Annotated in this window: 10 protein-coding genes and 1 tRNA gene; 7 read left to right on the forward strand and 4 right to left on the reverse strand. The window is 61.5% G+C overall.

The genetic code is table 11. From position 1 onward, the window contains the following. Positions 1–1,933: YPDG domain-containing protein (locus MHX52_RS10390; protein WP_304504285.1), on the reverse strand; the 1,933-nt coding region annotated here is incomplete at its 3' end. A gap of 940 nt (positions 1,934–2,873) precedes the next feature. Then, positions 2,874–2,958 (reverse strand) — tRNA-Ser (locus MHX52_RS08830). A 91-nt stretch (positions 2,959–3,049) separates the two neighbouring features. Here MHX52_RS08830 and MHX52_RS08835 point away from each other — a divergent pair. Then, a complete protein-coding gene (locus tag MHX52_RS08835; RefSeq protein WP_239317771.1) occupies positions 3,050–4,051 on the forward strand; it encodes an NAD(P)H-quinone oxidoreductase in 1,002 nt (333 codons plus the stop codon). On the opposite strand, the gene MHX52_RS08840 is transcribed toward MHX52_RS08835, so the two are convergent. Together MHX52_RS08840 and MHX52_RS08845 are read right to left on the reverse strand one after the other, a co-directional pair. Continuing rightward, entirely contained in the window at positions 4,048–4,944 is an 897-nt protein-coding gene (locus MHX52_RS08840; protein ID WP_239317773.1) for an EamA family transporter, read from the reverse strand. The genes MHX52_RS08835 and MHX52_RS08840 overlap by 4 nt on opposite strands. A 9-nt stretch (positions 4,945–4,953) precedes the next feature. Beyond that, positions 4,954–6,312, reverse strand: a complete 1,359-nt coding sequence (locus MHX52_RS08845) for an aminotransferase class V-fold PLP-dependent enzyme (protein WP_370642243.1) — start codon at positions 6,310–6,312, stop codon at positions 4,954–4,956. A 421-nt stretch (positions 6,313–6,733) separates the two neighbouring features. Between MHX52_RS08845 and MHX52_RS08850 the strand changes: the two genes are divergently transcribed. From MHX52_RS08850 to MHX52_RS08875, 6 genes are all read left to right on the forward strand, one after another. Further along, a complete protein-coding gene (locus MHX52_RS08850; protein WP_011274307.1) occupies positions 6,734–7,621 on the forward strand; it encodes an ABC transporter permease in 888 nt (295 codons plus the stop codon). 118 nt (positions 7,622–7,739) lie between these two features. Beyond that, complete coding sequence (locus MHX52_RS08855; RefSeq protein WP_239317777.1) at positions 7,740–8,528, forward strand: ABC transporter ATP-binding protein; 789 nt, start codon at positions 7,740–7,742, stop codon at positions 8,526–8,528. Between the two features lie 562 nt (positions 8,529–9,090). Then, entirely contained in the window at positions 9,091–9,357 is a 267-nt protein-coding gene (locus MHX52_RS08860) for a toxin HicA (protein WP_239317779.1), read from the forward strand. Positions 9,358–9,359: 2 nt separating this feature from the next. Further along, entirely contained in the window at positions 9,360–9,686 is a 327-nt protein-coding gene (locus MHX52_RS08865) for a type II toxin-antitoxin system HicB family antitoxin (protein ID WP_049049004.1), read from the forward strand. 499 nt (positions 9,687–10,185) lie between these two features. Further along, positions 10,186–11,346, forward strand: coding sequence for a hypothetical protein (locus MHX52_RS08870; protein ID WP_239317781.1), 1,161 nt, complete (start codon positions 10,186–10,188; stop codon positions 11,344–11,346). Positions 11,347–11,658: 312 nt separating this feature from the next. Then, positions 11,659–13,512: a long-chain-fatty-acid--CoA ligase gene (locus MHX52_RS08875; RefSeq protein ID WP_239317783.1), complete on the forward strand. Its 1,854-nt coding sequence runs from the start codon at positions 11,659–11,661 to the stop codon at positions 13,510–13,512. Positions 13,513–13,515: the final 3 nt, after the last annotated feature.

Consider the following 13,515-nt stretch of genomic DNA (forward strand, 5'->3'; position numbering starts at 1 on the left):
TGTCACCAGGCTGCTCCGGAGCATCCGGCTGCTCAACCGTGACGGTGACGTCGACGTTGTCCTTAGAACCATCCGGGTAAGTTACCTCAACCGGAACAGTGATCTTGTCACCCGGCTTAGCGTCCTCCGGAACCGGAACGGTGATCTCACCAGTGCTCTCGTCAACCTTCACGCCCTCAGGCGCGTTCTCACCCGGAGTGAACTTCGTACCCTCAGGAGCCTGGGTGTCCTTACCGTCCTTATCCGTGAACGTCGGAGCATCGATCTTGACATCGCTACCCGGCTTACCCGAACCATCCTCGTAACCCGGCTCGATCTCATCAGCCTGCTTCGGAATCTTGACCATCGCGGAGTCTGCAGCAACAATGTTGTCCGCTACCACTAGCTGAGCGGTGTAGACCTCTTCGTTTGCAGCATCCTCAGGCACCTTGAAGGTACACTTGTTAGCTTCCTGCAACGTGGTCACGTTGTCACAACGCTTAACCTCTTCACCCTTGGAGTTAATCCAAACAATGGAGTTACTCAGTGGTGATAGCGTGCCGTTAACGGAAATCTCCAGAGTATCGCCCGGGGCAGCAGGCTTATCAGTGGCATTAAAGTTGGTAATCTCCAACGATGCCTGTGAAGTAGGAACAAGCGCGAAGTTAACGTTGTACCACATCGGCCTCTGGGTAAGGTTCTGTGCCGGTGCAGTCTGCGGAGTAAACGAGACATTCTCGTTCGGCTTACGGAACTGAGGCGAAGTGTAAGAAGAGTAAGCCTGGATGGGCTGGCCCTCAGGATTCAGGACATAGCCATAGATGTACTGATCGTTAAGGGTCTTCTCTGGGAAGCGCGCAGTGTAGCGTCCATCGGCGTCAGTCTTAGCCTGAACCGTTGCCGAGATGTACTCAGGGTGGTCAGTCAGCAACTTCTTAGCCGCATCGGCACGCTTGCTTTGCGGCAAAGAGTTTACCTTCGCCTCATATTCCTGAGCGCCTTTAGAGGTCAGCGAAGAGAGAACAACGGTGTAGTTCTCTGCTTGGGGATCATTACCGTTGTCGTTCGGGCCAGTAGCAGAGTTTGCGTAGTCACCCGCGCCAGTCTCCAACCACACCTTGCCCGAAATGGAATTCCTTGCGCTCGTGTTTACGGAAGCATTACGCAAGGGGCCTTCAGTATCGTCAATCCACTCAGACTCAGGCCGTGTCATGTACCCAGCAGTCGGCTTTTCGTACATAAACACTGCAGTGCGCTGCATGTTGGTTCCAATAAGCGGGAACTGTCCAAGGTTGTTGTTAGTAACCGAGTTGACGAACGTCCCAGGGAAGAAGCCACCTGCCTGGCGCAGCATACTCATGGTGTTGCCATAATCTGTATTGTAGTCAGGAATTACCAACCGGTAGTACTGGCCGGACGAAGCAGTGTACTTGTGTTCTTTACCGTGAGCATCAATCCACGGCTTACGCAGGTCGAAAGCATACGCACCCGGCCCAACCTGGCTACCATCCGAGGGCTGGACCGTCTTGACAGTGGTCACATACCACGGAGAGATGGACTTATCCTTGTCCATCCACTGCATGTACACCTTAGTACCGTCTGGTACCGGGTTGTTGCCGTTTGCAAAAGTCGCTGGAGTGCCACGGTCAACCTCGAAAGCACGTCCGGACAGAGTGTTCGCAGCATTGGTGGCGCTAGTTTGGCCTTTGATGTAACCGTTGGCGATTGCATCAGCTTCAATAGCTGTCTCGCGAGTCGTACCCTCAGTGGTGGGTGCTGGCGCTTCCTGGGCCACCGCTGCCGGTGCGGTCTGCGTCTGCACAACGACGGTGCCGGTGGTAGCCAGAGCCAGCACAGCACCAGCGGCCGCGATGGACTTCATGCTGTTGTTCTTAAAGCCGAGGGCCTTAGCCCCGAAACCAGTACGGATGGAACGTCCGCGCAAGTTCGACATGAGTTAAGTCCTTTCCGAAGACTTCTTTAAGTTTCTTGACGACCCACCCGCACCGGGAAGGCCACACGTCATGACTCCCACGCTCGCTAACAGTCCGATACCCACGGATTTTGCACTCGCGCGCAAGCCTCTTCACCGAACCTTATCGCCTATTGATTGAGAGTGCGATTGCAATCGCCTGAAACGTGAACTAGTCTTCACATCTTCTGATTATGAAGCCCTATAGCCCACCTCCTCGTAACACCAACCATTAAGCCGACCGCACCCATCCTCCGAGGTCCTTATTCACCCCTCCCAACGGCTTGCCCTAGGCGAAAACCAAGCCGTTTTCCTTCATGTCCCTCACCCACTAATCACCACTGAAGTCAACAATTAGCAGCAGCGGGAACAGATTGTTCAACAATGCCTCAGATAACCAACATCGCCACCTTCACCCTTTCGGCGACTTGAATAGACCACAACCCCTTTTGCAAGCGCACCCAAGCACATTGGCGTGCAACTTATCGCGATGAACTGCCCGAATATATCGCAAGAACCCATCCTTTACTCCTGCACAAAGACACAATGTAATGCAATTCTATTTTTATTCTTAATTAATGCTCATTCTAAGAAAAGAGCAGGCGATGCATTGCATTTAATAAAGACTTTTAGATCGATACTTCCCTTATCCCCCACCATGACGCCGCACGATTCCTTTGAGACGCGAGCACTTGCTGCGCAATTGCAACCACATGCAGCCGCACCGCAAGCTCCAGCTGGCGCAACATTCACAATCTGGACAACCTTGGAAAGTTATTGATAGGTGATTGCCTATCTAAGACTGCCGTATAATTTTGAATACATACCCCCCGCTGCACCCCCAAAAGCTTAAGCAGACCTTCAGAGATCAATGAAGTCCCCAAAAGGGGGCAACAAGGCTCCCTAGGGGAAATGGAAACTGCGGAAGTAGAGGGATTTGAACCCCCGGATGGTTCCCCATCGCTGGTTTTCAAGACCAGTGCATTCGGCCGCTCTGCCATACTTCCAACGCGGCTCAATACCGCTCAGAACATCTTACACGCCACCCCACTACGCACCCTATTCCCAGCCACACAATGATTCATTAGGGTGGAGACCATGAGCATCACCACCAACGCAATCATCCAGACCGATACCGAAAACCCCAGTTCCCTGGCCTGGCAAACCGCCAGCATCGCCGACCCCCAACCCGGCGAAGCCCTGGTTCGCATCCACTACGCGGGCGTCAATAGAGCAGACACCCTACAAGCCCAAGGCCACTATCCCCCGCCCCGCGGCACCACCGACATCATCGGGCTCGAAGCCGCGGGCGTGATCGAAGACCCCAACGGAGCCACCCGCCCCGACGGCTCCCCCTGGCACCCCGGCGACGAAATCGCAGTCCTACTCTCCGGGGGCGGATACAGCGAATACGCCACCGTGCCCGAAGGCCAACTCCTCCCCATCCCCGCCGGATACAGCCTCGCCGAAGCCGCCAGCGTGGTGGAAGTCGCCTGCACTGTCTGGTCCAACATCATGATGACCGCCCGCCTGCGCGAAGGCGATACCATCCTGTTCCACGGCGGAGGCGGAGGAATCGGCATCTTCGGCATCCAACTAGCCAAAGCCCTCGGCGCCACGGTGGCCGTCACCGCCGGCTCCGAAGAAAAGCTGCACGTATGCCGCCGCTACGGCGCGGACATCCTCATTAACTATAAGGAAGAAGACTTCGCCGAAATCCTCACCGAGCACGGCGGGGCGGACGTGATCCTGGACATCATCGGCGCCAAGTACCTCGACCGCAACATCACTGCTCTGGCCGCCGACGGGCACATCGTGATCATCGGCATGCAAGGCGGAGTGAAGGGCGAACTGAACATCGCCAAGCTACTCAACAAACGTGGCAATATCAGCGCCACCGGCCTGCGCTACCGCGACAGCCAAGACAAGGCACGCATCGTCGCCGAAACCCTGCGCAACGTCTGGCCGCTGCTGGAAAACGAGCAGATCACCCACCACATCGACCGGATCATGCCCATCGCCGAAGCCGCCGCCGCGCACAAGGCCCTGCTGGCCGGGGAAGTCACCGGCAAGATCGTGCTCGAACTGCCGCAGGCCTAGGCGCGCGGCTTGGTGAGCCGCCCGCTCCCGCGGGCTCCGCGCCCGCGCCGCCGCGGCCACCCGCCCGTCTGCACCAACACCAGCGCCGCCAGCACCAGCAGCAGGCCAACCCACTGCACCAACGAAAGCCGCTCGCCGACGAACACCACTCCCAGGAACGTCGCCGTCACCGGGCTCAACACGCCCAGGATCGCCACCTGCACCACGTCCAACTTGGCCAAACCGTGGAACCAAATGCCATACGCAATCAGGGCGCCGAAGATCGTCAGATACGCATAACCCAACACATTCTGGCCGGTCAGGTGGTCCGGCAGCCCCTCCATCACCAGCAGCAACGGAACCAGGAACAGCCCGCCGAAAGTCAGCTGCCAGCCCGTCACCGCCAGCTGCGGCACATCGTCCGGCTTACCCCACTTCTTCGCCAGAATCGCGCCCAGCCCCATGCACACACTGGCGCCTAGGCCCGCGATGATACCGCCGGCATTCAGGGCGGCGGCGGGCGTCAATACCAAACAGGCCACACCCACCACGGCGACGAGCGCGCCGATCACCTGGTACGGCTGAATGCGCGTGCCCAACAGCGCAGGGCTCAGGGCGATCACCCATAGCGGCGCGGTGTTCGTCACAATCGCTGCCACGCCGCCCGGCAGCAGATACGCCGCCGCGAACAGCAGAGCAAAGAAGCCGCCGATGTTCACAACCCCCAGCACCGCGGACTTCCACCACCACTGCCCGCGCGGTAGCCTGCGGAACCACAGCAGAAGCAGCAAACCCGCAGGTAGCGCACGCAGCACACCCGCCAGCAGCGGCCGCCCAGGCGGCAGCAGGTTCGTGGTGACGATGTACGTCGTTCCCCAAATTATCGGTGTAAGCGCAGTAATCAGTCGAAGCACACGGCCACGCTATCTTACGGACGCCACCACCCGCACCAGCTGGTCCACATCATGCACGGTGTTGTGCGGGGCGAACCCGACGGAAACTGCACCGGCCTGGTCCAGTGCCGAACCCAGCGCAGAGCCCTGTGCCGAGCCGGTTGCAGCGGCCGAGGCCGTATCCGAATCCGCGCCCTTGCGAACGTGGCGGCCACGGGAGTTCGCACCCGGCTGCTCCTCGAAGACCCCCATGCGCTCCAACAGCTGCGACTGGCCCGGCGCGACCACACCCGCGACCACACCATTGGCCAGCAGGCGCTGCACCACGACGCCCGCGGGCACGCCATCCACCAGGAAGCTCACGCGCGGAATACGATCCACGGCGGCGAAATCCTCCAGCACGTGGCCGTCGCCATCCACGCCGATCACATGGACAGTGCCGAGGCTCTGCAGACCCTCCACCAGGTGCGTTGCCAGGGAATTCAGGTAGTCCGCCGCATGCGGCAGGCCGGTCTTCAACCGGTTGCGTCGGGTGCCGCGGGCGGAATCATCCAGGCGGGCCAGGTGGTCCACGGCCTCCGCAACACCACCCAGCAGGCCTTCAGACACGCCGCCCACGCCCACGCCATGGCCAGAGCTAAACACGGTCTGGCGGGTGGCATCGTCCTTAAACACCAGCGCGCCCACGTTCGGCCCGCCGAGGCTGGCAACATCCAGGGCCAGCACGTCCGCGCCCATCTGCTCCACGTCCACCACGCGGTACGGGGCGAAGGAATCCACATCCACCACCAGCAGCGCCCGGGACTTCGCCCGCACGCAATCGGCGATAGCGCGAACATCCGTCACCGTGCCCACGTAACGGTTCGCGGCGGAAACCGCGACCACGGTGGTCTCCGGCTCCACCAAGTTCGTAAACTGCCAGGCCGGCAGCACACCGCTGGAAAGATCCGGCTCCGCCCAGCGCACCCGCGCGCCATACAGATCCGCCGCGTGCTTCCACGGAGTGACGTTTGCCGGATCGTCAATGCGGGAAAGCACGACCTCCTGGCCCAGGCGCAGGCGCCGGTACAGAGCATGAGCCAGGTCATCCAGCAGCGCCTCGCGGGAAGCGCCCAGCACCACATTCTCCGGCCGCGCACCTGTCAGATCCGCAATCGCAGTGCGCGCGGAGTCGCCGAAAGACTCACCAATGCGGCGACCCAGGCGCTGCGCGCGGGAATGCGAACCCGTCGCGGACTCCGGCGGCTCCAGCAAAGAAGCCACCCGGAAACTCCGCGCCACAGCCGAAGTCACCCGCTCTGGCACCTGCGGGAAATCCTGCGCGTTTAGGTACGTCCAGCCATCCGATAGCGATGCATACAACCCCCGGACCCGTGGCACATCGAACACTGGACTTCTCCTTACATTCCTTATATATAGACTGCTTCGGACAGTACTTTCCACACCTCGCGCCGCCTTTTGGCGGCCCGCGGCGGCGCCCCTCAAAGGGCGATGACCATTCCCCGACCCGGCTGCGAAACCAACCCACTGCGCTAGGCAGGGACTCGCTGCGAGGAGCCGGGCACGACCCACCGCAAGCGAGCCGGGGACTAACCTCAACCGATACTAGCGCCCAATCCTGACAGGCAACACCACGCCCGGTCGCGGCCGCCAACCGCCGCCCGCACAATCGCAAACTGCCGCCCGCGGCCACCGCCAAAGCAGAAGCGGGACTCGCCGGGAATAGGAGGTGTGGGCGTCACAAAGTAAAATAGACTGCCTCAAAGCAACAGCAACGAAATCGCGAAGCAGTAACAAGAAGCAGGACCACATGTCACAAAAAATGCCAGAGGCCGCGGATCTACAGCGGATCACCGCCGCGGCAGACGGCGACATCCCAGCTAGCAACTCCCAAACCTTCGGTGCGGCGTGGGCCGACCTGAAGAAGGGGCTTGCGCAGCGCGAACTATGGCTCGCGCTCGGCTGGCAGGACATCAAGCAACGCTACCGGCGCAGTACCCTCGGACCCCTGTGGATCACCATCGCCACCGGCGTGATGGCCCTGGCCCTCGGCCTGCTGTACAGCCTGCTGTTCCAGCAAGACCTCGCCAGCTTCCTGCCGCACGTCGCCGTCGGCCTGATCCTGTGGGGCTTTATCTCCGGCTGCATCAAGGACGGCTCGGAAGTGTTCATCGCCAACGAAGGGCTGATCAAGCAACTGCCCTCCGCCCTGTCCGTGCACGTATACCGACTGGTGTGGAAGCAATTCCTCTTCCTGCTGCACAACCTCGTGATCTGGCTGGTGCTGCTGGCCGTGTTCCGCCCATCGCTCGGGTGGGAAGTGCTGCTGGTCGTGCCCGCCATGGCCCTGATGATCGCCAACGGCATCTGGGTGACCATGTTCTTCGGCATCATCGCCACCCGCTTCCGCGACGTAGCCCCGCTGCTGGATTCGCTGGTCCAACTGGCCTTTTATATGACGCCCATCGTCTGGACCACCAAAACCCTCCGCGACCAAGGCGGGGCAGTGGCCGAGCGCGCAAAGATTGCGGAGATCAACCCGCTGTACCACTACCTGGAGATCGTCCGCGGGCCGATGATCGGCGAGCCAGTCCCCGCCTACCACTGGGGCATCGTGGGCGTGCTGACCGTACTGGGACTTGCGCTGGCCCTGCTGGTGATGCGCCGCTGGCGCTTCCGCGTGAGCTACTGGGTTTAGTCGCGCTGGCGGGCTTGGTTATGGCTTGGCTTTGCGGCTTGCGGCTGGCGGCTGGCTCAGCGGCAGGCGGGCTTGGGGCCCGCCAGCCGCGACAACTGAAACAACAAGGTGAGATGACATGGTTTCGATTGACACTTACGACGCGTGCGTAGACTTCCCCATCTTCGATGCGAAGACCCGCTCCATGAAGCAGACATTCCTGGGGGCTGCCGGCGGCGCGATCGGCAGGAACTCGTCGAATACGGTGATGGTGGAGGCGCTTAAGGGCGTCAATCTGCATTTGCAAGACGGCGACCGGATCGGCCTGGTCGGGCACAACGGCGCCGGCAAGTCCACCCTGCTGCGCCTGCTCAGTGGGATTTACGAGCCGACGCGCGGGTCTGCGATTGTGCGCGGGCGCGTGGCACCCGTGTTCGACCTGGGTGTGGGCATGGATCCGGAGATCTCCGGGTATGAGAACATCATGATCCGCGGGCTTTTCCTGGGGCAGACGCGGAAGGCAATGCGGCGGAAAATGGACGACATTGCGGAGTTCAGCGAACTCGGGGAATACCTGGATATGCCGCTGCGCACCTACTCGACGGGTATGCGGATCCGGTTGGCTTTGGGGGTTGTGACCAGCATCGACCCGGAGATTCTGCTGCTGGACGAAGGCATTGGCGCCGTGGATGCGGCGTTCATGGCTAAGGCGCGCGGGCGGCTGGTGGAGATGGTTGAGCGGAGCGGCATCTTGGTTTTCGCCTCGCACAGCAACGAATTCCTGGCGCAGCTGTGTGACAGTGCGCTGTGGATCGACCACGGAGAGATCCGGCAGGTTGGGCGCGTGGATGATGTGGTTGAGGCCTACGAGGGACCGGAGGCCGGCGAGCACGTCCGCCGGGTGCTGAAGGACCTGGGCCGGGGTTAGCGCTGGTTGGGGTGCTGGGCCGCTGGCCTTGCCCCCTCCTTTGTCTACTGCGAATGTCGCTAGAACGGGAATACGTCGGCCGGAGCAGGCTGCGCGGGGCTCTTGACGGGCCGAAATGTCGCTAAAACGGGAAAGCACCAGTTAAATCAGGCTCAAGCAACCTCCCGCAAGGCCAGAATGTCGCTAGAACGGGAATACGTCGGCGCCCGCAGAGCCCCACAGAAAGCCACAAAGCTCTGACCTGCGCTTTTGCCTATTTGCAAACCAGCCCCATTAACCCATTCCCGTTCTAACGACATTCCCACCCAAAGACCCCTCCCGGAACCCCTCAGCCGGCCACCCATTCCCGATCTAACGACATTTCCACCCAAAGACGGCCCCCGGAACCCCTCAGCCGGCCACCCTTTCCCGATCTAACGGCATTCCCAGCGGGCCGCAGCCTCCCCCAGACCACCAGCCAACCCACCTCTCCCCACACCCCAGCGACACAAGTGGGGCTAGGGAGAGGCTGAGGGCGTCAGAAAGAAAGAACAAATAGTACCATCTGTGGTACTATCACTGCATGGGCAACAGTGGCCCCGAGATCCTCGAGAAAATGCGCAGAGCGCCCGCGAGCATCCGGTTTACCGAGCTCACGAAGGTCTGCGACCATTATTTTGAAAGCCGGCAAACAACCAAGACCTCCCACCGAACATACAAAACACCCTGGCGCGGCGACCCGCGCGTGAACATCCAAAGCTCCAGCGGAAAAGCGAAGCCCTACCAGGTCCGACAGGTCCTGCGGGCCGTCGACAAGCTGGAAACTAGACGCAAGAAAGGCGGGCGATAACCATGGACGTGCACAAGTACACCTACCAAACTGCCTGGTCAGACGAGGATCAAGAATTCGTCGCAACTGTGACCGAGTTTCCGTCCCTGTCGTGGCTGGCTCCCGACCGCGCGCAGGCCGAAGCTGGGTTGCTGGACCTGGTGGCCGAAGTTGTAGAGGACATGACACAAGCTGGAGAAACCGTGCCGGAGCCGCTGGGGTTGCGGCAATTCTCGGGGAAGTTCAACGTGCGGACCTCGCCGTCGTTACATCGGATGCTGGCGATCGAGGCGCAATCGGAGGGCGTTTCGCTGAACACGCTGGTTAATCAGAAATTGGCGGCGCGGTAGTTGCGGATTTTTATTGACGCCCACTAGCAGGCGGCGGTTGGAACGTTCGCCTGGCCTGGGAGTTTCGGCGCGCAGGGGGTTGCGAGGGGGCGCTTGGCGGGCCCGAATGTCGCTAGAACGGGAAAACACCAGCTAAATCAGGCTGTGCAGGGCGGCCACCGGGTCGAAATGTCGCTAGAACGGGAATACGTCGGCGCCCGCAGAGCTCCACAGAAATCCACAACGCTGTGACCTGCGCTTATGTAAATTTGCAAACCGTTCCCATTAACGCATTCCCGATCTAACGACATCTGCAGGTTGGTTGTCAGCGTTTGCAGGCGGTCTGTCGACGCTTCCACCCAGGAAGCCGCGCGAGAATTCAGCTCCTATACACCACCGCGAGGAACTTGGCATCAAAAATTTTTCTACCTGTGGATAAGTCAGGTGCCGTCCACAATTTATCCTCAGTGCACCGGATCCCAAGCACACTACTCGGGCAGAAAGTGTAAGAATACCTCCCATGACGGGGGATAACACCAACGCAAGCATCAGCAAACCCACCACCAGCAGAAACACCAAACCCACCAAGCCAACAGCCACCAAGCCAAACACCACAAAACCCAGCGCCTACACGCCAGCCAAGCATCACCAGCCTGTGAAACACCTGGTCGATGTGCGCCGAATCGACCCCTCCCAAGCCCGGAAGTGGCAACGCTGGGTAGAGAAAGGCGAGGCCGTCCGCCTCGCTCGCGGGATCTATATACCCGCAGGTCTCTGGCGTGAGATCGGCCAACAACCGAACGCGGCAGAAATCCAAGCGCAGGCCTTCATCGTGGCGGAATACCTGCGCTACTCCCACAGAATCCCGGCCGTCGTGGCGGGCAAATCAGCAGCCTTCCTCCACGGCCTGCCCCTCGAGAAGTTTGGGCCGCCGGAGACGGTGGAGTTGGCGTCACCAAAAAGAAGCCTGATGGGAAGAAACGGCAGGTCAGAGCGCTACCTCGCGGCGCCGGGGCAAGGCCAGCGCGCCGTGCTAATCCCCACAGAATTCGGCGAGATTTGGACCAGCGGGCTGCTGGATACGTGCCATGACCTGGGGCTTCGGCATTCGCTGGACGATGCCGTCATCGCTACGGAGGCCGCGCTGCACACAGAGAAAATCACGTGGCATGAGTGGCGCAAGTGGCGCGCGTGGCAGGACGGACTGCGCGACCCAGCCGCCACCCCGGCAAGCGCGCCCCTCCGCCACGGCGCCCAACGCGCCCGCACGGCCGCGCGCCTCATCACCCGCCACTCCGAAAGCCCGCGCGAGTCGCAGCTGAAAATCCGCTTCTGGGAACACGGCCTGCCCGCACCGTTTCAGCAGGTCAACATACTCAACGAGGGCGGCTGGGCCATCGGGCGCGTGGACATGTTCTTCGACGTCGGCCTCGCTGTCGAATACGACGGCCGCGACAAGTACGGCGACACCGCACCAGCCATCGAGCGCGCCCTGCTCAAGGAACGCCAGCGCGAAAACGACATCCAAGCCCGCGGCATCACGCTACTGCGCGTCACGGCGGAAACGTACCTCTCCGGCCGCGCAATCGAGCAGGTCATCGAGCCTTTCCACGCCCTCGCGGCACGCCCGACCCGCCCGCCGTGCACCCTCTGGAGCGGCGGCGCGCTCGCCTGGTCGTAGCTTCTTTTCTTTCTTTTTGACGCCCCCTCGCCCCCGTCGCCTTCACCTCCAGCTTCGCGAACCGTCCGCCCTGCCCCGGCGCGAGCTAGCCACAAACTAGAGATAAAAAGAGAATTAAAGAACCCCGCCAGTTGGAGCGCCCAAAGCGTTAGACTCGGTCTCGGACACGCAGGCGTGACTGAAGGCACAGTGCAGGCGCAGTGCACGGTGCAGGCGCGCCACAGCGCACACTGCAAGTAAGCACAGCCACGCCCAGCAGTTAAAACCCCAGAACACACGTAGAAAAATTACGAACAACGCACGCAGAACCAGGTGAAACAGTTGACCAACCCAGCAGGCGACAACGGCGCAGGCACCCCCGCCGGCAACGAGGAAGCCACTCCAGCAGGCACCCCCGCCGGCACAAACTCCGGCAACGGCGCAACCGCATCCGAGGCCTTCAACTCCAAGGCGTGGCTGCAGCACTACACCCCGTGGACGCAGCACACCATCGACCTCGACGACCCGGCGGAAAACCCTGCAGGCTTCACCATCCCGGAAGTCTTCTGGCACGCGGTGGACACGATCGGCGAGCGCAACGCCTTCACCTTCTTCGGCAAAGCCACCACCTACGAGCAGTACGGCCGCCAGGTCGCCATCGCCTCCGCAGCCCTGGAGAAGCTCGGCGTGCAGCGCGGAGACCACGTCGCCATCGCGCTGCCGAACTGCCCACAGGCCCTCATCGCCTTCTACGCAATCCAGAACATCGGCGCAGTTCCCACCCTGCACAACCCTCTGTACACTGCCGCCGAGCTCCGCCACCCCTTCAACGACCACGGCGCCAAGGTGGCCTTCTTCTGGGACAAGGTCAGCGACGTCGCCGAGGATCTCCGGCTGAACAGCCCCCTCGAAACAGTCATCGCCGTCACCCTCCCCGACGAAATGCCCGCCCCGCTGCGCTACGCCCTGAAGCTGCCGATCCCGAAGATCAAGGCCATGAAGGACAAGCTCACCGGCCCGGCGCCCTCCGCCGTCTCCTGGAAGAGCTTCATGCGCACTGGCGGAAATGGCGAAAAGTGGCTGCGTGGTGGCGTCAATAATAAAAAGACCGACCCGACCGACCCCGCGCTGATCCTCTACACCTCCGGCACCACCGGCAAGCCGAAGGGCGCCGTGCTGACTCACCGCAACCTCATCGCGAACCTGCGGCAGGGCCAAGCCTGGGTGAAGGGCCTGGGTAAGGGGCCGAAGCCGGAGGTCATGCTGGCCGCGCTGCCGATCTTCCACGCCTACGGCCTGACCATGAACATCACCCTCGCCCCGATGATCGGCGGCGAGATCCAACTGCTGCCCGCGCCTGAAATGCCGCTAGTCATGCGCGTGATGAAGAAGAATATGCCCTCCTGGATGCCCGGCGTGCCCGCGCTCTACCAGAACATCATGAAGGAAGCGGCGAAGCGCGACATGCCGCTCTCCGGCATCCGCAACTCCTTCAGCGGCGCCAGCGCACTGCCCGCAGAGACTGTCCGCGAGTGGGAAAGCTGCACCGGCGGCAACATCGTGGAAGGCTACGGCCTGACCGAAACCGCGCCCATCATCGCAGGTAACCCCATGGGCAAGGGCCGCGAGGGCTACATTGGCGTGCCTTTCCCCTCCACCGAAATCCGTATCGCCAACCCGGATAACCCCGCCGAGACCATGCCCGACGGCGAGGCCGGCGAGCTGGTCGTCCGCGGTCCGCAGGTGTTCAAGGGCTACCTGAACCGCCCGGACGCCACCGCGGAGGCCTTCCACGAGGACTGGTTCCGCACCGGCGACATGGCCGTCATGGAATCCGACGGCTACCTGAAGATCGTCTCCCGCATCAAGGAGATGATCATCACCGGCGGCTTCAACGTCTACCCCGCCGAGGTCGAGGAAGTCCTGTGCGAGCACCCCTCCATCGAGCAGGCTTCCGTCGTGGGCGTGCAGCGCAAGGATGGGTCCGAAACCGTCGCTGCGGCTGTGGTTCTGGCCAATGGCGCTGTTATTGACGCCGACGACTTCCGCGCCTTCGCCAAAGAACGACTTACTGCGTATAAGGTGCCGAAGGTATTCCATGCATTCCAAGAGCTGCCTGCCGATCAGCTGGGCAAGGTGCGCCGCCGTGAGGTGCAGGAGCTAGTCGCAGAGAAAGAACAGGCCTAAAAC

The organism is Corynebacterium sp. ACRQJ (assembly GCF_022346045.1).
Taxonomy (GTDB): domain Bacteria; phylum Actinomycetota; class Actinomycetes; order Mycobacteriales; family Mycobacteriaceae; genus Corynebacterium; species Corynebacterium evansiae.